The organism is Gemmata sp. SH-PL17 (genome assembly GCF_001610855.1).
Taxonomy (GTDB): Bacteria; Planctomycetota; Planctomycetia; order Gemmatales; family Gemmataceae; genus Gemmata; species Gemmata massiliana.
Window position 1 is genome coordinate 8,550,462 of the sequence record NZ_CP011271.1, and the last position, 19,778, is coordinate 8,570,239.

Consider the following 19,778-nt stretch of genomic DNA (forward strand, 5'->3'; position numbering starts at 1 on the left):
ACCGTGGTTCGGGAAGCAGGTGCTCTCCGAACCACGGTTACACCTTTTGAGGCGTTTATGCTACCCGAGCGCGGTGCCCTCTGTTTTGTGTTTGGTGGCACAGGCCTCTGGCCTGTGGGAACGATTCCACAGGCCAGAGGCCTGTGCCACGAACAGAAGTACAGACCTTCAACACGACATGACGTTTACTTAATCTTCTTTCGTTCCTTCAGATCGTATTTCTCACCCGCGAACACCTCTTCGTAATCCTTGTCGCCTTCGGGCTTCTTCTTTGTGTCGTAGAACGCCACCTTGGTTCTGCCGATCACTTCTGCGGTACTCCCGGTAACGACGATCGCGGTCCCCTCATCGAGACCGATGCCCAAATACTGCGGGTACTCCTTCATCAGTTCCGTCATGTCGGCGGTTCGCTTGCGGGCGAAGAAGTGCTGATCGACCGCGCACCCGGGCAGGTAGCCGAACCCGCGTTCGTACCCTTCAGCCGCCATCACGGTGTTGCCGAGCGGGTGGCCACGCGGCATGAACTCACTCTGGATGCTCGCACCAGCCGAACTCCCACCGATCGCTCCGCCGCGGGCGAGTACCTCGCGGAACCGTTTCTCCGTGAGCGTGCCCTCGTAAGAATCGACGAACCGCCATTGCCGCCCGCCACTGAACCACACGCCCTTTGCCTTCAGCAGCACGTCAGAAAACTTCGGGTCGTTGGCTTCCTTGCGGTTACGTGTGTGGAGGGCCACCACGTTCTTCGCGCCGTACCGCTTGAGGGCCTTCTCCTCGGCCGATTCCGGCGCGAGCGGGTCTTCCATCGCGGACGTCACGACCACGATTGTGGAATCCGGTCCGCCCGCGAGTTCGATGAACCGCTTCCAAATCTCTGCGGCAGCCCCGCCGCCACCAACGATCACGAGCGAACCTTTCGCCACCACCGGCGGCGCCGGGTTCGCGGGTGGGAACGGCTCTTTCGCGGCGCGGTTGAACGCGGCCCGCTGGAGCTGAACCAGATCAAGTAACGACCCGGGCTTGTACTCCTCGTCCGCGGCCGGTTTACCCGCCCCTTTCGCAATGTAAACAGTAATCGCCGCGTCCCCGATCACGCGCGCCACGCGCCCGCGGATCACAACCGCCGAATCGTCTCCGCAATCCAAACCAATGCACCCCGCCTTGAGGGAACGAGCCTCACGACTGGTGAAGCCCGGCAGCAAGCCGAGTTCTTCGAGCACCGAACCGCTGGCCCCCGCACCAATGACTCCCCCGCGAGCGTGGAGCTTTTTCAGTTCCTTCTCGACAAGCGTGTCGCGATAAGTGCTCGCGAAATGTGCCGTGCCCGCTCCTTCGATCCAGACCGCGGTCGCCTCGGTGAGAGCTTTCACGAACGTCGGGTCGTTCGCTTCTTTCCGGTCCTTCGTTCCGAGTACCTCCACTGACTTGGCTTTCGCGTCGCTCCACTGCGCGAGGGCCACCTTCGGGTCGATTGCGTCTTTGGCCGGGCAGAGGAGCACAATGACCTTCGCCTTGTCCTTCCCAGCGAGATCGATGAGCGCCTTGCGCGCGTCGGACGGCACCTTGGTCCCCGCGATAACGAGCGGCCCCGGTAGGCCGCGTGGGTCTAGTGGCGTCGGGAGCGGGTCCGCGGCACGCAGGCCCGTCGCGCTAACGACGAGCAGCGCGATAAGCGCGCCGACACGGAGCGAATGAAACAACATGAAGTGCTCTCCTGGGGACTCAAGCGCGGCGCTTGGCGGTCTTCGGCAGGCCGGACACAGCGGGGCGCGATCGGAGCTTGCGGGCTACGGGAGCGGAGATCGGGTTACCGGTCAACGAGCACGAGGCGAGGTTCGGCAGCACGTCCGGGTCGCCCAGTTGCTTCGGTCCGGTTTTCAATGCGTTGTCGTTGAGTTCCAGTTGAATCAGATTGCACAGCCCGGGGGCCGCGATGAGTTTCGCAACGGCTGTGTCGGTGAGTTTGCAGTCGCGCAACGAGAGCCGGCGCAGCGCGGAAAACTTCGGCCCCGTGAGTTTCTTCACGGCGGTCGCTCCGACCGGGCGCCCGGACAAATCGAGGTGCCGCAAGTCGGGCGCGTTGAGTTTCGTGAGGAACTGATCGAAGTGGGTGGGCGTCAGCCCGCGATTATGGAAAGATTTCCCATCCAAGCGCAACGAACGCAACCCGCGGAGCGCGGGGTTGCTGGCAATCGCCGAAAGACACGTCGGCCCCAGGGTGTTACCCGAGAGATCAAGGTGTTGCAGGTTGGCGAACTGCCTGCACGCGGCGATCGTCTTCACATCAGCCGGTTCGAGCGCATTGAGAGACAGATTCAAGGATCGCAACGATCCGGCCCACGGTGCCGACACGAGTGCCGCACCACTTCCCGGTCCGAGGCCGCACGTGCGCACGTCCAGGGCGCTCAGCTCGAAGCCGGACGCGCCCGTGAGGAACGAGAACCGGTCGCCACTCATGTCGCCCTCGCCACACCGCAAGCGCGTGAGGGCCGGGAACGTCCGCGTGCGCGCGAACAGTTCCCACCCGGCCGCAGTGAGACTGCCGTTGCGCGAGACATCGAGCGTGTGAAGGCGCGGGAACGCTGGCGCACGCACAAGCGCCTCGAACGTCGAGCCAGGTAACCCGTCGTCGAGGGTGAGTTCGCGCAGTTGGCGAAACCAGTCTGCACTCGCAAGTGATCGCAACCCGGCCGGGGTCATTTGGTGGCACGCGGGCGAGAACCATTCCAGGTTGCCCCAATGCGCGCCCGTCAGTGCTTCCGCGCCCGCGTCCCCGAACTCGACCGCGAGGGCCAGTCCGCGCAGGTTCCGCAAGTGGCGACAATTCGCGACCAGCCGGGCTACTTCATTCGCCTCGTCACCTCCGTACCCGGACACGAGTGTGAATTGCGTGAGGCCGCTCAACACGGGTTGCTTGAGGAGCGCGGCCAGTTGCGCGAGTGAAATGAACCGCACAACGAGCCAGCGTGTCGGGAGCGCCTCGAATGCCCGCCCTAGCGCCGAGGCCAGCCCGCGCATGGCCTTCCCGCCGTACCGCTCGTAGCCGTCGAACTCCAGGAACCGCGGGAACCCGCGGTGCGACTGCCACCACCACAGTTTCCCACCGTCCACCGACAGCCCGCCGGGAAACGTGGGGCGCGGACCGGGCACGTGGGCACTGAGCCACAACCGCAGTTCCTCGTCGCGGTCCACGAGGGCGGGGTACTCTGGGTCGTCCGGTTCCGTGGCCGCGAGCCGGCACTGCGTCCGCACGAACTCGCCCTCTTCCGCGCGCCCGTTCTCTTGCAACCAGTCGGCGAACACGAGGCGCGCGGTGTCGTCCCCCGGGTGGCGAACGATCGTGCGGTACAGGGCATCGGCATCCGTCATAGGTGATATTCGGCTCTCGGTAGTACAAAACACGCGCCGCTCGACACAAAAGGCTAACCGGCTTCGGAAGTGTCACCGCGGCTTTTACGAGCCGCGACCGCAAGGGAGCGAGTACGAAGGCATCCTGTATTGGGGCGCTTACTGAAAACCGCGGGTGTTTCCCGCTCCCTCGCGGTCGCGGCTCGTAATACCTGTTTTCCCTTGCGATCCGACACGCGACTCGAAACGGAAGCAACGAGGCCTACACGCTCACCCCGCGGCGCTTGCGGAGCCGGGCGAGCCAGCCCTTGGGCGGCCGGTTGCGGTTGAGATCACAGTGCCCGAGGCGCGGGAACGTTTTGGGGTTCGCGAGCTTGATGATCCCGCGGCCCGCGTTGTTGCCACTCAGGTCGAGTACCGTGAGGTTACCGAGCGCCGGGGACTCGACGATCGCCCGCGCCCCCTTCTCGCGCAAGCCGCAGTTCGCCAGATCGAGCCGGGTCAGGTTCGCGAACGTTCCCCCGGCCGCGATCGCCTTCGCGCCGCGAACGCCGACCGGTAAGTCGGTCAGGCTCAGGTGGCGCAGTTCCGGCATCTCTAGCGCAGTGAGAAAGTTTAGCAGAGCGGCGGAGTCGATGGGAGCCTTCGTGCTGTTACATCCGTGAAGGCTCAGTTTGCGCAGCCCGCGCAAGTGGGGGCTGCGAGCGAGCGCGAGCAACCCACCGGGGCCGATCGGGTTATCGGACAGGTCGAGGTGCAAGAGCCCCGCGAACTTCGCGGACCCGGCCAAGGCTTGGATTCCCCCGGCCGTAATCTCGCAGTCGGAAAGGTCCAGCACGCGGAGCGATTCGGCGAAGTTCGCGTTCGCCAGCGCTTCCGCGCCGGCCTTGCGCACGTCCACGTTGTGCAACTTGAGGTGACGCAGCGGCCACGTTCCCCGGCTCAGAACAACGACCTGTTCGGGGGACAGCGGCGCGTGCACGAACTCCAAGTAATTGAGGCGCGGGAACGAACTGGACGCGACAAACTTCCGAACCGCGGTCATGGTCGGAGCCGTATCACCGGGGAACGCGAACGCGACGAGGTTCGGCATCACGGGCAGTTCACCGATGGCCCGGAGCGCGTCCCGGTTCTCCATTCCGACCTGAAGCACTCGGAGCGATCGGAACCAGCGGGCCGCGCCGAGCGCCTTACCTCCAACGGGCGTGAACTCATCGAGTATCAGCTCTTCGAGCGAATCCAGTGACGCTTTCGCCAGGCGCTTCAGATCGGTATCGGTGATCGAGAATTCGAGGCGTAGCCGCTGAAGACCGGTCAGGTGCTCCGTTTTGGCGATCGCCCGAACCGCGGTCGTTTCGTCGCCGTCGTCAATGTAGTCCAGGGAAAGCCCGCGCAGCCCGGCCGCAACCGGATCGCTCACAATGCCCGCCACTTCTGCACCGTACACCTCTTCGAGCCGGAGTGCGCGTACCGTAGACGTGGCGAAAGCCACCGGGAGTGCGGACACGATGCGCTCGATGTTCTCTTCCGGCTCCTCGTCGTAATCGGTGAACGCGAGTTCCTCCGGGAACCCGCGCCGGTACACCCCGTCGTCGCCGTGGGTGAAGCGGTCGTACCACTCCAGGTCGCCGGGAATCTCAAACGAGTCCGCAGGCCCGGTGCCCCCGTGTACATCGAGCCAGTGCGCAAGTTCCTCCTCGCGCTCGCGGAGCGCGGGGTACTCCGGATCGTCGTAGGCGCGCTGGGCGAGCCGGCACTGCACGCGGATGTACTCGGCCCGCGCCGACGGCCCGGATACGGGGGACGGTTTCCCGTCCGGCTGGTTCTCATCAAGCCAGTCCGCGTAGGCGAGGCGCGGGGTGTCCTCGTCCGCGTGCGCGGTGATCGCGGCGAGCAAGCCTGCTTCGTCGTTCATAGTCGGCTCTTCTGCGCTGAGTTTACGCGAGCCACCCGCGTGCGCGGTGGAGCTTGTCGCGCGCCGACGGGGTGAGCGGGTTACCGCGCAGCCCGAGCGCGAACAGGCGCGGGAGTCGAACCGGGTCGAGCAGCGCGCCGGCCCTCTTCAGGTTATTGTTCCCGACGTCGAGTTCGACCAACTGTTGAAGGTGCGGGGACCGAACCAGTGCGGTCAGTCCGCGCTCACCGATTTCGCAACCGCGAAGTGCGAGGCGCGTAACGGACGCAAGGTACGAATTCGCGGCCAGTTCCTTCGCGCCGGCGTCGCCGAGCGGGTAACCGTAGAGACTCAGGTGCCGCAACCGTGGCAAGCTCAGGCGCCGGGCAAACGTCACCGCAACCGCGGGTCGGCACTGGGTCGCGTGCGAGAGATCGAGGTTGAGAGTCGTGAGATTCGGGAACCGCGTGCCGCTAGCGAGTAGAGCAAGCCCTGCTGCGCCGAACGAGCGCTGGTGGAGCCGAAGAACTCGAAGCCCGGCCGCAATTTCGCTGCGTGCGAACGCTTTGATAGTTGCATCAGTGATCCACCCGCCTGCGAGTTCTAATACTCGAATTTGGGACCACCACTTCGCGGAACAAAAGCGCTGCACTGCCGTGTTCGCGTCGCCCTCGCCGCGAATCGTGAGTTCAGCCAGAGCCGGGAAGCGCCCGGTTGCCATTCGGACGGCGTCGTTGAACGGAACACGCCCCTGAAGCTCCAATCGCGCGAGCGCGGGGAACCCGCGGGCCATTCCGAGTGCCTTACGTGCCGGTGCGGATTGTTGAATGAGGTCGAGTGATTCCAGGTGCGGGAGCTTCGCGAGCGCGGGCACAAGCGCACTTCCTCGCACCGCGGAGTCGCCGAAATACACGCGGCGCAAGTTGCGGAACCATGCCGCGCTGGTGAGTGGCGCGAGATCGCACGTCGGCCCGGTTTGAATCCACAAGGTGAGCTGTGTAAGCCGATCGAACTTCGCCCGAGCCAACTGCGTGATACCGGCAGTTGGTGGAGGGGTGGAGCCGAAGAACAATCTCAGGTATTCCAGATTCGGGACCACTTTTGACAGCGCGACCGCTCGAATCAGTTCGCTCTCGGTGTCACCGGTGGAGCCGAGAGCGAATCTTTGTGCGACGAGTACACTCGTCAGTGATTCCGCGCCGGGGGCCGTGAGGACGCGAAAGACCTGATCCGGCGTCAAGTCGGTGAGGTGCAACTCGCGAACGGTGGTGGTCGCGATGAGTTGCGAAAGTCCCGCCGCGAACTGTTCGACGTCCTCGTCTGTCGGGGTGCGCCGGTCCGCCCTCCAGGAACCGCTCGCGGCGGAGAGGAACCCGCGCCGGAAACCGGTGATGTCGTGCTCGGCGTGGTAACCGGGCGGCAGCGCGGGCGCGGTCAGCTTCGCAAGCGGCCCGAACTGAGCGACCATTTCCGCGTGGCGCTCGGTGAGGTCGGGGTAGCCCGGGTCCGCGGCCGAACACGATGCGAGTCGGCACTGGAGCCGGATGAACTCCGCCTGAACGGGCGCTTCATTTTCGTCGAGCCAGTCCGCGTAGGCGAGGCGCGGGGTGTCCTCGTCCGCGTGCGCGGTGATCGCGGCGAGCAGAGCGGCTTCGTCGTTCATGGTGGCAGAATGATAACCGAAGCGCCCCGTCGCGCGCAGCTTCGGTCATTTTAATCACCGTCTGAAACGGGGTTGCACCGAACAGGTTCGGTGCGTACCATTCCGCGTTGCCCGCCCCCATCGCTCACCTCCGGCAGAAAGGACTTCGCCCGGAAACGGCACGGAAAATGGCCGCACATGTCTCTTCTTCGACGCGCAACGCCGCCCTCGACAACCTCCGCGTGGTCGCCATGTTCCTGGGGTTGGTCACGCACGGCGTGCTCCCCTATACGGCCAGTGGGCTGGTCGGGTTCCCGGTGCGCGATCACACGCACCACCTCGCTGCTGATGCGTGTTACTTCGCGGTCCACGACTTCCGCATGCAACTGTTTTTCGTGCTCGCCGGGTTCGCGGCGAGCGCCTTGGCCGCGCGCCGCGGGGCGCGCGAACTGGCCCGCAATCGCATTTTGCGCGTCGCACTCCCGCTAGCGCTCGCGATCCTGATCGTGTGCCCGTCGCTGCACTTCGTTTTCGCGCACCACGCCACGCTGCGCGGTGCAGTTTGGGACTCAGCGGATGTGGGCGGGTGGATCGGACCGAACTTTCACTTGTGGTTCCTCTACTACCTCCTGATGTGTTGCGTGCCGCTCCTGGCGCTGTTCGCACTGAAAGAACGGTTCCCAGTTCATTTGACGCAAGCCTTCGACGCGCTCGTAAGACGCATTTTGCGCTCGCGGGTAAAAGTTCCCGTCGCCGCGACGCTCACGGTGCCGCTGATGTGGGACATGTCCACGTGGTGGATCGACACGCCGAAGGGCTGGGCGCCCGAACTGGCGGTGCTCGCGTACTACCTCGGGTTCTTCTTCGTCGGCGCGCTACTGTATCGGCACCGCGACGCGCTCGCAGGAGTGGGGCGCCGGTGGCGGTTGCACCTCGCGGTCGCGAATCTCGTTGTGCTCCCCGTGATGTTGAAGCTCACCATCTCCGGGAACTGGGTGGAAGAAGTGGTGCGCGGCGTGCCGCCCGCGTGGTTGGTCGTGTGGAAGGCGGTCGCGATCTTCCTGGGCGGGCTGTACACGTGGCTGATGATCGGCGGACTAATCGGCTTGTTCCAGCAGCACTTCGCGGGCACCGGTCCGCGGTGGAAGTACCTCGCGGACGCATCGTACTGGTGCTACCTCGCCGGCTTCCCGGTGCAGGCGGTGTTTCAAGTAGTGTTCGCTTCGATCACATTCCCGATGGTCGCAGAGTTCCTGCTCGTGAACGCACTCACGTTCGCGGTGCTACTCACGACCTACGAACTGTGTGTGCGGTACACGTGGATCGGTCTGCTGCTGAACGGGAAGCGCCCGGAGCGCAAGGTGGAAGTGCATGTGGAACCGATCGTCATCGCAACCCGCGTGCGCGTACCGGAAGCGCCCGCGTGCCGAGAAACGGTCCGCCGCCCCGAACCCGCTCGCGCGAACCGGTACTACGTGCTATCGAGTAGCGCGAACAGCGCGTAAACATGCTCGAATGGTTTGCACAATCTAGCCAACCGCAAATTTCGTTGCATTTCTTCTTGCGGTGGAAAGCCGGCGCCAATATAGTGTACAAATTACCATATTGATGCCGGATAATTCCATGAGCGACCGCAGCACTATCGAATGGACTGATGCCACATGGAACCCCGTTCGTGGATGCACAAAAATCAGCCCAGGTTGTAAGCACTGCTACGCCGCCACTTTTGCCGAGCGATTTCGGGGGGTGAAGGGCCACCCCTACGAGCAAGGTTTCGACCTCCGTTTGGTCCCCGAAAAATTATCGGAACCATTTCGGTGGCCCGCACATCGACGAGTGTTCGTTAATTCGATGAGTGATCTATTTCATCCCGAAGTTCCCACGGGCTACATTGTTCGTGTTGCGCGGGTTATGGAGGCCGCCAACTGGCACACGTATCAGGTGCTGACGAAACGGTCCGAGCGAATGGCTGAGTTGCTGAAATCGGAACTCCGGTTCGCGGCAGGTTTGCCACACGTATGGTGGGGAGTCAGCGTTGAGAACCGTCGCCACGGGCTACCGCGAATTGATCACCTCAGAACCGCGCCGGTAGCCACACGGTTCCTTTCGGTTGAGCCATTGTTGGAAAATTTGGGCCAAATCGACCTAACTGACATTCACTGGGTAATCGTCGGTGGGGAAAGTGGTCATGGTGCCCGACCAATGGCGGCTGAATGGGTTCGGTCGCTTCGAGATCAGTGTAACGAAAGTCGCGTGTCGTTTTTCTTCAAACAATGGGGCGGAGTGCGCAAGAGCGAAACGGGGCGCACACTCGATGACCGAACGCACGACGACCAACCGGCTGAGCACGACGTAGAGATACCTGCTCGCCGCGTGAGACTGCAAATGCTGAACGAGTACGAAGCGTGACCATCCGGAGCGCCCAATGGCAACTAACGAAGATTACGTTGGCCGCGAGCAGTCACTCGTCAAACATTACATTTTGCGACACTACCTTGAGCGGTTTGCCCACATCATTGGTTCGAGGTGGACTACGATCACCTACGTAGATTGCTTTTCTGGCCCGTGGGAATCTCAAACAGCCGACTTGTCAGATACTTCGTTTGCAATCGCTCTTCAAGAACTTCGGAAAGCACGAGACACGCTCAGGGAATGGGATAAATCGCTTGCAATACAGTGCTTTTTTCTTGAAGAGAAAGCGGCAGCGCACGCGCAGTTACGAGATTATGCCAACAAACAAATTGATGCAAGCATCGTTACACGCAATGCAGCCTTAATGGATTGCATTCCAGAGATTATAAAATTCATTCAACAGGGCGGGCGAAGCTCGTTTCCGTTCATCTTCATCGATCCAACTGGTTGGAGTGGTTACGATCTAGATTGTATCCAACCTCTTCTCCGACAATCCCCTGGTGAGGTGTTGATCAACTTCATGACGGAACACATCCGTCGGTTTGTCAGTCCAAAGGAATCACGGGCAGAAATTATTGATAGTTTTCATCGCCTTTTCGGGACCGACGAAGTATTCGCCAGAATCAGCCAAATTGCAGATCCCCAAGATCGTGAGGACGAGTTATTTACCACTTACGCTAATCGAATTCGCGAAGTTGGAGCGTTCGAGTTTGTGTGTCCTGCCGTCGTCCTACATCCCGCGAGCGAACGCACTTTTTTCCACCTGATTTACGCAACGCGCCACCGAAGAGGCGTTGAGGTATTCAAGCAGGTCGAGAAGGACGCATTCTTTTTTCAGGAGGAGATACGCGCCGGAGCAAAAGAAGCCGAGCAGATACGCAAAACCGGTCAAGGTTCACTTTTCGCGGAAGAAGAAGCGAAACTTCCTTCGTTCCGCGCAATTACATTGCGAGAGCGGTATCTTGCCGCTGCGTTGAGGCGCGTCAACGAACTCCGTGTTGGCCGAAAACAGGTACCTTACGACGAAATTTGGGACGCCGCGCTTGCATTCCCTCTCGTGTGGGAAAGCGATGTGAAAGAGTGGGTCGCGGAGCAGAAACGAGTCGGGCGAATTAATGTGCTTGGATTAGCAGCAAATCAACGAGTGCCCCAGTGGGAAGAGGGGCACACGATTGAATTTCGCGACTAATATTTCACTCACCCCATCATCTTGCGGAAGTCCTCGAACAAGTAGCTGGAGTCGTGCGGGCCGGCGGCGGCTTCCGGGTGGTACTGCACGCTGAACACCGGAAGCGACGTGTGCTTCAGCCCTTCCAGCGTGTTGTCGTTCAGGTTGATATGCGTCGGGACCACGTTCGACGGGAGCGTGCTCGGGTCGACCGAGAAGCCGTGGTTCTGCGTGGTGATCTCGATCTGCTTCGTGAGTTCGTTCCGCACCGGTTGGTTCGCGCCCCGGTGCCCGAACTTCAGCTTGAAGGTCTTCGCGCCGAACGCCAAACCGAGCAACTGGTGCCCCAAACAGATACCGAAGATCGGTTTCTTGCCGATCAGATTCTTCACGGTGTCGATCGCGTAACCCACCGCGGCCGGGTCGCCGGGGCCGTTCGACAGGAAGATCCCGTCCGGGTTGTGGGAGAGCACTTCGTCCGCGGACGCGGTGCCCGGGACAACGGTGACCTCGCAGCCGACCTGCGTGAGACAGCGCAGGATGTTCCACTTCATGCCGTAATCGATCGCGACCACCCGCTTGGTCGCCGGCTTGGACGGGATCACGTGATCGGCGAACGCCCCGAACCCGTCTTTCCACTTAAACGCTTGCTTCGGCACGACTTCGGAAACGAGATCGCGGCCCTCCATGCCGGGGAACTCGCGCGCCTTTTTCACGAGCGAAGCGTCGTCGAGGTCGGCCGTCGAGAGGATGCCGTTCATCGATCCGCGCACGCGGAGCCGGCGCACCAGTGCCCGCGTATCGATGCCCTCGATGCCGACGACGTTGCTCGCTTTGAGGAAGCCGTCGAGCGAGTTGTTCGAGCGGAAGTTGCTCGGCACGCGAGTCAGCTCGCGAACAATGAACCCGGCGACCTGGACGCGGGTGGATTCCTGGTCGTCCGGGGTGGTGCCGTAATTGCCGATGAGCGGGTACGTCATCGTGACGATTTGCCCGGTGTAAGACGGGTCGGTGAGGACTTCCTGGTACCCGGTCATGGACGTGTTAAATACGACCTCGCCGGTCGTTTCGCCGGTCGCACCGAACCCGCGTCCGGTGAATACGGTACCGTCAGCCAGAGCTAATTTCGCTTGCATGTGGTGAGTTTCGTCCTCGTCGTGCAGTGTGTAATCCCGGCGCAAACTCGATGTATCTTACGAATGCTGTGGCCGATCGAATATGATGTCGGGAACGATTCGCGCCGTCGGGACGTCCAAAAAGACGAAAGCTGGCCTCAAACTCTCTCCCGCTTGGGGCGGGAAGTCGAACTCATGCCAACACCTCCGCCACTCGATCGCCGCAAGTTTTTTGGCTCGGCCGCGGCCCTGTCGCTGTCGGCGGCTTCCTACGGCAACGTCGTGGGCAGCAACGAGCGCGTTCGGATCGCGTTTTTGGGGTGCGGCGGTCGGGCGCAGGCCCACATCGACCTCGTCAACAAGTTCGCGAACGAGGGGAAACCGGTCACTCCGGTCGCGGTGTGCGACGTGTGGGACGGGCTTGAGGACGAGTACGAAATTCATTTCGGCGGGAAAGTTACGCGGCGCCGGTACTCACAGGGGCTGTACCCCTCCGCGCGAAAGTGCGGCCTCGACCGAAACGATAAATCCCACGTCACAAAGGACTACCGCGTCGTGCTCGATCGCACGGACGTGGACGCGGTTTGCATCACGACGCCGGACCACTGGCACGGGCGCATGACGCTCGACGCGCTCGCGGCCGGCAAAGACGTGTTCATCGAAAAGCCGATGACCCGCACGGCGGAAGAGGCCGTGGCGGTGGTGGATGCGTGGAAACACACCGGCCGGGTGGTGACGGTGGGCGTGCAGGCGATGGCAGACGCGGTCTGGATGCGAGCGTTCGATGCGATCCGCACCGGGGCCATTGGGCACGTCGCTCACGCACAAACCGGCTTCTTCCGGAACGACGTTCGCGGCCAGTGGCGCTTCTACCGGCTCGCGAAGCAGATGAATCCCAAGACAATCGATTGGGATCTGTTCCTCGGGCACCAGTTCGAGTGCGCGGGGAACCGCGTTGGGCCTACGCCGCGCGAGCAACCGTTCGACCGCGCCGCGTTCGCCCAGTGGCGGTGCCTGTGGCCGTTCAGCGGCGGGCCGTTCACCGACATGCTCACGCACCACGTCACGCGCATGAGCGCCGCAATGGGGGTGCGGTTCCCGGCCCGCGTGACGGCCGGCGGTGGGCTGTACCTCGAATACGACGGGCGCGACGTGCCCGACGTGGGGACCGTGGTCGCGGACTACGAAGAAGGCTGTCAGCTCGTCGTGACCGCAACGACCCTGAGCGGCTACCCGATCGAAGACGTCGTTCGCGGGCGCCTAGGGGCAATCAAGTTCGTGAAGGGCGGGTTCCATCTGTTCCGCGACGATCCCACCCGCGGCGCGAGCTTCCCGGCCCGGATGGAGCAAGCACCCGAACCGGCCTCGTTCGAGAGCGTGGAACCACCGCGAAACGACACCGAAGCGCTGTGGGAGAACTTCCTGGAATGCGTTCGAGCCAAGCGCCAGAGCACGTTCAGCCCGCCCGACCTGGGTGCCGTGGCCGTTACGACTGCAGCAATGGCCGTGCAGAGCTACCGCACGGGTAAGGCGCTCTTCTGGGACCGCGAAAAACGAGCGATTACGACCGCGGATTCGACTTGGGCCGAGCGGTGGGAGAAGCGCAGCAAACAGGGCGCAAAGCCAAATCAGATCTTCGGTTGGAGCGGCGGCGACGGTGGGATCGTGCAACCGCCCCCGCACCAATCACTCGCCGGCCCCTGGATGAACGGCAAAGACCCTGCGGTGTGAGAAGCACCTTCGTTGGCACTTGTTGAGTGAAGGCTCATGAGGCCGCCGGGGTGGACCGGGTGAGCCCAAATAGTATGCGGATCACACCGGCCACGCCGACCTTGTTGTGTGCCCACGGGAACACGGGTGCTGGTGGAGGTAATGCTTGCAAGATCCCGCGGAACGTGCGGAGCGCGGCCCACAAGCCCTCCATCGTGTGGTCATGGACCTCGCGAATCCCGTCCCCGTCGTCATCCCGAGCCCACTCCCGCTGGCCGCGACGTGGGCCGACCAGCGCGACGCGCTCGCCGACCTCCGCGGCAGCCTCCGGGACATGGTGTCGAACTCGCCGCTCACGGACGCCGCGACTTACGTGAAGCACCTCGAAGCCGCGTACCGGAGCGCGTAGAGCCGCGATTGAGGAACGCGGTTTCTTCACCGACGGTTGCGGTCACCGGGTTGGCGGTAGGTGCATACGCCACGCCCGAATCGGTTTTCCAATGCCTGCTTTGCAGTCTTGCTGGTCTGATTCCCTCCTAAATCCAATCGCGCAAGCTGCAACTTGCGCGACGATTTGGCGATCGCGATCGCGCCTTCATCGGTGATCGAATTTTGACACAATGCTAGTTTCGTTAATTGTTCAATGCGCAGTGAGTCGGCCAGAAGTTTTATATCCTCATTCACTTCCGTAGTTTCCCGCCCCCACCAATCAAGGGAGCTTGACAAATTCAGCTCAACTAGCGCGGGTAAACTGCGCGCGCGAAAGAAATTCACAAGCTCGCGACCGAGAGGATTTTCTGAAACGTCCAGGGCGCGCAGCCGTTGGAGGTGCGTTGTTGTGATGAAATCCTGAAGAGAATTATCGTCAAGATTGCAGGCACTAAGATTCAGATATTCGAGATTCACAAGGTGGGAAGAGGAAACGAGGCGCTTGATCTCGGGTGGATGATGGTCCAAATCATCATTACCGTGCAGATTCAGTAGCCGGAGGTTCAAGAACGTCGGAGAATCCAAATACTCAAAAGCGCCTCCAGCATCACCGGACGCGCGTAGTTTGCGGAGTCCTGTCAGATTCGGCGAGCCGAATAGTGCCTCGGCGGTTTCTAACCAAAAGTAGACTCGTGGGTCTAAAGAAACGCACCGCCGAAGTTCTTGCTGATCTGCGATAGAGGGAATAATCGATCTTCCACCATCACTGGGCTCATGTAACAGCTCGTCATCTTCTTTATCGGGATCGAGAATCAACTCAAACGCTGGCGTATCTTCAGTTCGTAATTCAGGTGCGCATTTGGCAAAAATTTGCAGCCCGGACGTGATCGAATCCACAAACCCACGGCGGTAGCTAATTTTGGTGAACGGCAACTTGTCGAGGTGCTTGAAGAGCTTCGCACGGAGTTCGGTTTCGCGCGCGATTAGTCGTTTCGCTTCGGCCGTGCGGCGTGATAGGTGCGGAAGCCGACACTGTAGGCGAATAAACTCGGCGCGATCTGGCTCGCCATTTTCATCGAGCCAGTCCGCGTAAATCAATCGCGGCGTATCTTCATCGGGTTGAGCCAGAATCGCCGCCAACAGTGCGTCGCGATCGTTCACTTCTGTTCCTCGACATGAGCCTGTTGTGCTCCCAACTCACCACAGTTACCGGCCGAAGAGTTGGTTCAGTTCGGCTTCCGTGAACGCCAGGTTCGGTTCCGCGCCGGTGTCCGCGAGGATCTTCTCCGCGACCAGCTTGTTGACCGGAGCGAGGACACTGAAGTGTGTCGCTCCTTTAACCGCGAAGAATTTCGCTTTTGGGTTACTCGACGCCTGTGCCATCGCCTGAAGCGAACCCAAATTGCCGTCGGTCCCTTCAAAAACAAACGTCGGTGACTGGATCGAGTGGAGCCACCGGCCGGGCGACCGGAGTTCGATCTCGCGCGCATCGGATGTGTTGACCGCGGACCGGAACTGTGCGGGGTAGCCCGAAATGTCCTCGGCCGGGCCGAACGAGAAGACCGCGCGGAACTTGGGCGACGACTCCGCGACCAGCATCACAAGCGTGCCGCCGGTGCTGTGCCCGCCCAGGTAGATGCGGGTCGGGTCGACGAAATCCTGTTTCGCGAGGTACTCCGCGGCGGTGAGCACGTCGTCGACTTCGCCGAAGAAATTCTCCTGTGAACCGGGGTTCTTGTTCCCCCCTCGGAGTGACGGGAACATCATCACGATGCCGGCTTCACGATACTGGCTGGCGGTCTGGTCGTTGCTGGCCGGAGCGCGTTTCCACACATCGCCGATGGTGTTGCAGTCGCCACCGGTGACCCAGATGATCGCGGGGTGCTTCTTGCCGTCTTTCGGGTTGGGGGTGAGGTACGCGGCGCATTTGCCCACAGGCGCGTCGTACTGCACTGTGCGAAACACGTTCGCGGGCGGCTCATCGACTGCTTCGTTCGCTTTTTGTTGTCGAGCGAGTTTGGTAACGAACCCCTTGCGAGCGTCCGCGAGTGTTGTTTTGCCGTCGGGGTTCGTAAGCCCGGTTGCGGGGATGCCTTTGGGCTGGCACCCGGCGAGCAGCGCCATCGGGAGCAGTGCGAAGAGGGCGACGCGAAACTGGGGCATAGAAGGCTCCGAGGTGGGCGTTTCCGTCGTGAGATGGTGGGCAGAAAGTGCTTCACCACCTCACGATAGTATCAGAAAGCGTTTTAGGATGATTGGTTCGCAGATCGGTCGGCCAAAAGGAGCAACTTACACAACTTTCACAATGTCAAATATGTCGGAAATTGCCAAACCTGCGAACAACAGTTGAGTCCCATCGCCCTTACAGCCGCGGCGCAGTCGGCTTGAACGGCTTCTCGAATGCGTTCGCGCCCTTCACCTTCACCTTGCGGCTGTAAACCTTTTCACCGCAGGTCGCGTAGATCACGTCCATGTTCTCGCCGCCAAACGTCAGGTTCGAGACTTTGCCGTTCGGCGTGGGGATGATGCAGTTCACGCGGCCCGCCTGGTCGCACACCTGCAAGCCCGCCTTGGTCGCGACCCACAGGCGCCCGTCGCGGTCCACGCGCAGCCCGTCCGCACCGGAATCGTCGTCGCGGTCGTGAACGTAGAGGTGGTAGTATTTTTGCTTGTTCGCGAGGGTACCATCGGGCTGGATGGAGTAGCTGTAAACCCAGTGCGTTCGGCTGTCCGCGACGTAGAGCAGCGTTTGGTCCGGTGACACCGTGATGCCGTTCGCGAACTTCAGCCCGGTATCAACGACTTTCTTTTCACCCTGCGGCGAGACGTAGTAGATCTTGCTGTTATTTGGCGTCTCGAACGGGTCGGTGTCGTAAATCGCACCCGTGTTCAGCACGACGAGATCGTTCCCCTTGAAGCCGGTTGCGAACTCGGTCGCTTTGCCCTCCGCGTCCCACGCGAGGATCTTGTTCACGCCCGCTGCGTTCGCGTAGAGCTTTCCGTCCGGGCCGAAGCGCTGACCGTCGCCGCGCTTGCTGTCGGCCAGCCATTCGACCGGCTTGCCGTCCACGACCTTGTACGTTTTCGCCGCACCCACATCGTTGAAGAACACTTCACCCTTCGCGTTGGTCGCCGGGCCTTCGGTGAACTTGTAACCCTCGCCCACAAGCTTCCACCCCTCGCCCGGGATCAGGATCTCTTTTAACTGCGACGATCCCTCTCCGGCCTTCGGCGCCTCGGGCCAGCCCTTCCACAGCCACTTTGTTGCTTCCGGGAACGGCTTCGCGGCCAGCCCGCCGTCGTGCCCGCCCTCGTTCCACTCGTGCTTCACTTCGTAGCCGCCAAACACCAACGCGCGCTGCATTGTCTGGTTCGCCATCCACCAGTCGCCGCCGTAGATGTTGAGGTCTTTGCTGCCGTCTTGAAGGAAGACGCGGATTGGCTTCGGCTCGAACTTGCGAATCAGCGTGGGGTAGATGTCACCCCCGCGCAGCCCGACGTAAGTACCGATGGTGCTGAACACGCGGGTGAAGGCGTCAGGACGCTCCCATGCGACTGTAAACGCGCAAATGGCGCCGCTACTCGCCCCGCCGATGGCACGGTCCGCGCCCTTCTTCGAGAGCACGATTTTGCGGTCGCCGGTTGCAGTTTTCGTTTCCACTTCCGGGAGCAGCTCGTCGAGCAACATGCGAGCGTAAGCGTCACCGAGTCCGTCGTACTCGTAGCTGCGGTTGAACCGCGGGAGCGTGTCCTTGCTTGCTGCCGGAACGACGCCGGGTGTCACGCCGATTGCGATCGTGACCGGCATTTCCTTCGCGGCGATCAGCTTTTCAAACGTCGGCCCAACGTAACCGGGCAATCCGTCCTGGTTTACGTACACGCACGCGGGCGTTTTGCCGTCGTATTGAGCTGGCACGAACACGGTTACGCGCCGCGTCGTTCCTGGGAAGACCTTGCTCTTATTGAAGTCGAAGCTAAATGTGGTTCCCTTCGGCACGGGATCGGATTGCTTCGGCTCGTCGGCGAACGCGATAGCCGGTGTGAGGAGCAGGAGAGGCAGCAGTCGGCGCATTAGTGGGAATCCTGTGAATTTGGGAGTTACTCGCAAGGGCTGCTAACGTGCTTGCTGCCCTTGCAGGTAAAGTTGGCAGGTGAACCCCGCCCGCAAGGGCGGCGGGTCAAACACTGAACAGTATTAACTGTTTTGGTGCTGCTACCCACCACCCTTGCGGGCGGGGTTCACCCTGAACTTACGGGGGGAACTTCAGTCAGAGGCACAGCTTACCGCAAGTGGCCGCGCCCGACGCCGAGAAATTTCCGCGCCGAACGCGAGAATGGCGGCGCTCGTTGTCGCTATAATTGACAGAACTTCGCTCCTTGATTTTGGGACGCGACCGCATGACCCGATATTTGCCCACGACACGTTCTTCACGCAACGTGATGGTGGCGATGGTGTTGGGCACCGCCCTCGCCACGTCGCCGGCGCGGGCCGCTGCTTCCACCGCGACCGCAGCGCCCAGCTCGAAAGCCGTTACCGACATCAGCAAGTACTGCCAGACGTGCTGGCGGAACGCCCGCTTACCGGCCGACCGGTGGCAGGACTGCACCCAAGCCGTTTTCGTCCGCTTACTTGAGCGCGTCGAAGCGGAGAAGTGGGGCACCGTGCTGGTGGACAGCGAAACGGACGAGCGCCGCGAGTTCCTCCGCGCCATCGACGCCGTGAAGAAGCGCACCCAGCGCGCCCGCAAGTTCGCGGCGCTGTCACCCGATTTACCCGACCGGCACCCCGTCGCGAACACGACACGCGACGACCGCGACGCCGTGGCGAAGGTCGCCGCTGAGCAACTCAGCCCGCGCCAGCGCCGGATTCTGGAACTGACCGCGGACGGTTGGCCGGTGCCCGAGATCGCCACAGAACTGGCCACGACTGTCGAGCGAGTAAGCGACGAGAAGTACAAGGCCATCAAGAAGTTGCAGCACCACTTCGGCAACGTGTAGGACGCAGAATATTGGTGGTTCTCGCAAAGGGTCGGCTCTGCCGGCCCTTTCGCTTTTTGATCTGCCATTTCTCCCAATCGGCACAGCCGCTATGGGCCACACGCCGCCCCGTGCGAGCCACAAGCCTCCCGCGCAAGACGGGCTTCTGGTTTGCGTCTGGTGCACGGAGAACTCAGCTCAAGCCCCTGCCGCTTGGTTGGAGATACGGTCATGAAGCTCGGTATCCTGTCCCTCGCAGCGGCCCTCGCGCTCGTAGTTTCTGGTTCCTCGGCTTCGGCCCAACCGCCCGTCGAACTCGTGTCCCCGCCCCCAGCGGTGGTTGTGTCCCCGCCGCCCGTGCTCGTGTCCCCTGCACCGGTGATCGTTGCCGCCCCACCCGTGGTCGTTGCTCGTCCCGTGATTGTGGCTCCGGCTTACCCCGCGGTGACTGTCGTGCGCCCGGGTTTCGGTGTGACGATCGGTAACGTGTACCCGGCTTACGGCTACTATGGCCGCCCATACTACGGTCACTACCACCATCACCGCTAAGCGATCCGTTAAAGCGCGAAACTTCGGACCGCCGGGCGCAACCCCGGCGGCCGTTTGCGTTCGTATAATGAAACGCCCTCCGCCATTGCTCTGATCGCCCGACACCTTGGGACGCACACCATGAAATTCGCACTTCTGTCACTGGTTACAGCCGGTGCCCTGACAATGTCTGCTGGCTCCGCCGATGCCCGCCCGCCTCGGTATCACGGCGGCTACTACGGCGGTTACTACTCTCGCCCGGCTGTGGTGTATCCGAGCATCAACACCTCGCCCTACGTGTACCCGGCCGGTGGCTTCTACAACTACGGCTCCGGGTTCAACTTGAACGTCGGCGGGATCGGTTTGAGCGTCGGGTCCGGTGTGTACCCGAGCTACGGCTACAACTACGGCAGTTACTATTCGCGGCCGTACTACAATCGCGGCTGGAACGGGTTCGGGTACCGGCGCTGGTAAGGTGTGAATTAAGACGGGCTGTCAACAACGAAAGCCGACCCTTGTGGGCCGGCTTTTTAACTTTGAGCTTCCGACGTTGCA

Annotated in this window: 16 protein-coding genes; 8 read left to right on the forward strand and 8 right to left on the reverse strand. The window is 61.8% G+C overall.

The genetic code is table 11. The annotated features are described in order from the left end of the window. Positions 1 to 185: 185 nt before the first annotated feature. From VT84_RS35565 to VT84_RS35580, 4 genes are all read right to left on the reverse strand, one after another. Positions 186 to 1,703: a cyanophycinase gene (locus VT84_RS35565; RefSeq protein ID WP_082842855.1), complete on the reverse strand. Its 1,518-nt coding sequence runs from the start codon at positions 1,701 to 1,703 to the stop codon at positions 186 to 188. Between the two features lie 19 nt (positions 1,704 to 1,722). After that, entirely contained in the window at positions 1,723 to 3,369 is a 1,647-nt protein-coding gene (locus tag VT84_RS35570; RefSeq protein WP_082842856.1) for a TIGR02996 domain-containing protein, read from the reverse strand. Between the two features lie 241 nt (positions 3,370 to 3,610). Beyond that, a complete protein-coding gene (locus tag VT84_RS35575) occupies positions 3,611 to 5,263 on the reverse strand; it encodes a TIGR02996 domain-containing protein (RefSeq protein WP_082842857.1) in 1,653 nt (550 codons plus the stop codon). Positions 5,264 to 5,285: 22 nt separating this feature from the next. After that, a complete protein-coding gene (locus tag VT84_RS35580) occupies positions 5,286 to 6,905 on the reverse strand; it encodes a TIGR02996 domain-containing protein (protein WP_082842858.1) in 1,620 nt (539 codons plus the stop codon). Positions 6,906 to 7,072: 167 nt separating this feature from the next. On the opposite strand from VT84_RS35580, the gene VT84_RS35585 reads away from it, so the two are divergent. From VT84_RS35585 to tcmP, 3 genes are all read left to right on the forward strand, one after another. Continuing rightward, the gene (locus tag VT84_RS35585) at positions 7,073 to 8,389 is read left to right on the forward strand and encodes an acyltransferase family protein (protein ID WP_082842859.1); all 1,317 of its coding nucleotides are present in this window, start codon (positions 7,073 to 7,075) and stop codon (positions 8,387 to 8,389) included. A 118-nt stretch (positions 8,390 to 8,507) separates the two neighbouring features. Then, positions 8,508 to 9,293, forward strand: a complete 786-nt coding sequence (locus VT84_RS35590) for a DUF5131 family protein (protein ID WP_082842860.1) — start codon at positions 8,508 to 8,510, stop codon at positions 9,291 to 9,293. A gap of 16 nt (positions 9,294 to 9,309) precedes the next feature. Beyond that, positions 9,310 to 10,485 carry a three-Cys-motif partner protein TcmP gene (tcmP, locus tag VT84_RS35595; RefSeq protein WP_082842861.1) on the forward strand — a complete coding sequence of 392 codons (1,176 nt, stop codon included), beginning with the start codon at positions 9,310 to 9,312 and terminating at the stop codon, positions 10,483 to 10,485. Between the two features lie 8 nt (positions 10,486 to 10,493). Here tcmP and carA read toward each other — a convergent pair whose 3' ends face one another. Continuing rightward, positions 10,494 to 11,600, reverse strand: coding sequence for a glutamine-hydrolyzing carbamoyl-phosphate synthase small subunit (gene carA, locus VT84_RS35600; RefSeq protein WP_052550135.1), 1,107 nt, complete (start codon positions 11,598 to 11,600; stop codon positions 10,494 to 10,496). A 174-nt stretch (positions 11,601 to 11,774) separates the two neighbouring features. Between carA and VT84_RS35605 the strand changes: the two genes are divergently transcribed. After that, positions 11,775 to 13,310, forward strand: coding sequence for a Gfo/Idh/MocA family protein (locus tag VT84_RS35605; RefSeq protein ID WP_082843506.1), 1,536 nt, complete (start codon positions 11,775 to 11,777; stop codon positions 13,308 to 13,310). A gap of 145 nt (positions 13,311 to 13,455) precedes the next feature. Next, complete coding sequence (locus VT84_RS35610) at positions 13,456 to 13,698, forward strand: hypothetical protein (protein ID WP_157470196.1); 243 nt, start codon at positions 13,456 to 13,458, stop codon at positions 13,696 to 13,698. Positions 13,699 to 13,724: 26 nt separating this feature from the next. Here the strand turns inward: VT84_RS35610 and VT84_RS35615 are convergent, their stop codons facing one another. The 3 genes from VT84_RS35615 to VT84_RS35625 all read right to left on the reverse strand — a co-directional run bounded on the left by VT84_RS35615 (position 13,725) and on the right by VT84_RS35625 (position 17,790). Further along, a complete protein-coding gene (locus VT84_RS35615; RefSeq protein ID WP_082842863.1) occupies positions 13,725 to 14,879 on the reverse strand; it encodes a TIGR02996 domain-containing protein in 1,155 nt (384 codons plus the stop codon). A gap of 45 nt (positions 14,880 to 14,924) precedes the next feature. Further along, positions 14,925 to 15,881, reverse strand: a complete 957-nt coding sequence (locus tag VT84_RS35620) for an alpha/beta hydrolase family protein (protein WP_239465587.1) — start codon at positions 15,879 to 15,881, stop codon at positions 14,925 to 14,927. A gap of 199 nt (positions 15,882 to 16,080) precedes the next feature. Beyond that, a complete protein-coding gene (locus VT84_RS35625; RefSeq protein ID WP_082842864.1) occupies positions 16,081 to 17,790 on the reverse strand; it encodes an SMP-30/gluconolactonase/LRE family protein in 1,710 nt (569 codons plus the stop codon). Between the two features lie 326 nt (positions 17,791 to 18,116). Between VT84_RS35625 and VT84_RS35630 the strand changes: the two genes are divergently transcribed. From VT84_RS35630 to VT84_RS35640, 3 genes are all read left to right on the forward strand, one after another. Continuing rightward, positions 18,117 to 18,716, forward strand: coding sequence for a sigma-70 family RNA polymerase sigma factor (locus VT84_RS35630; RefSeq protein ID WP_082842865.1), 600 nt, complete (start codon positions 18,117 to 18,119; stop codon positions 18,714 to 18,716). Between the two features lie 210 nt (positions 18,717 to 18,926). Next, a complete protein-coding gene (locus VT84_RS35635) occupies positions 18,927 to 19,244 on the forward strand; it encodes a hypothetical protein (protein WP_082842866.1) in 318 nt (105 codons plus the stop codon). A gap of 120 nt (positions 19,245 to 19,364) precedes the next feature. Beyond that, on the forward strand, positions 19,365 to 19,697 hold the full coding sequence (locus VT84_RS35640) for a hypothetical protein (protein WP_157470197.1): 333 nt from the start codon (positions 19,365 to 19,367) through the stop codon (positions 19,695 to 19,697). The last annotated feature ends 81 nt before the right edge of the window (positions 19,698 to 19,778 follow it).

Bases quoted from the DNA above. Each gene is read 5' to 3' on its own strand.
- VT84_RS35565 (WP_082842855.1), bottom strand. From the start codon at position 1,703: ATGTTGTTTCATTCGCTCCGTGTCGGCGCGCTTATCGCGCTGCTCGTC.
- VT84_RS35570 (WP_082842856.1), bottom strand. From the start codon at position 3,369: ATGACGGATGCCGATGCCCTGTACCGCACGATCGTTCGCCACCCGGGG.
- VT84_RS35575 (WP_082842857.1), bottom strand. From the start codon at position 5,263: ATGAACGACGAAGCAGGCTTGCTCGCCGCGATCACCGCGCACGCGGAC.
- VT84_RS35580 (WP_082842858.1), bottom strand. From the start codon at position 6,905: ATGAACGACGAAGCCGCTCTGCTCGCCGCGATCACCGCGCACGCGGAC.
- VT84_RS35585 (WP_082842859.1), top strand. From the start codon at position 7,073: ATGGCCGCACATGTCTCTTCTTCGACGCGCAACGCCGCCCTCGACAAC.
- VT84_RS35590 (WP_082842860.1), top strand. From the start codon at position 8,508: ATGAGCGACCGCAGCACTATCGAATGGACTGATGCCACATGGAACCCC.
- tcmP (WP_082842861.1), top strand. From the start codon at position 9,310: ATGGCAACTAACGAAGATTACGTTGGCCGCGAGCAGTCACTCGTCAAA.
- carA (WP_052550135.1), bottom strand. From the start codon at position 11,600: ATGCAAGCGAAATTAGCTCTGGCTGACGGTACCGTATTCACCGGACGC.
- VT84_RS35605 (WP_082843506.1), top strand. From the start codon at position 11,775: ATGCCAACACCTCCGCCACTCGATCGCCGCAAGTTTTTTGGCTCGGCC.
- VT84_RS35620 (WP_239465587.1), bottom strand. From the start codon at position 15,881: ATGCCCCAGTTTCGCGTCGCCCTCTTCGCACTGCTCCCGATGGCGCTG.
- VT84_RS35625 (WP_082842864.1), bottom strand. From the start codon at position 17,790: ATGCGCCGACTGCTGCCTCTCCTGCTCCTCACACCGGCTATCGCGTTC.
- VT84_RS35630 (WP_082842865.1), top strand. From the start codon at position 18,117: ATGACCCGATATTTGCCCACGACACGTTCTTCACGCAACGTGATGGTG.
- VT84_RS35635 (WP_082842866.1), top strand. From the start codon at position 18,927: ATGAAGCTCGGTATCCTGTCCCTCGCAGCGGCCCTCGCGCTCGTAGTT.
- VT84_RS35640 (WP_157470197.1), top strand. From the start codon at position 19,365: ATGAAATTCGCACTTCTGTCACTGGTTACAGCCGGTGCCCTGACAATG.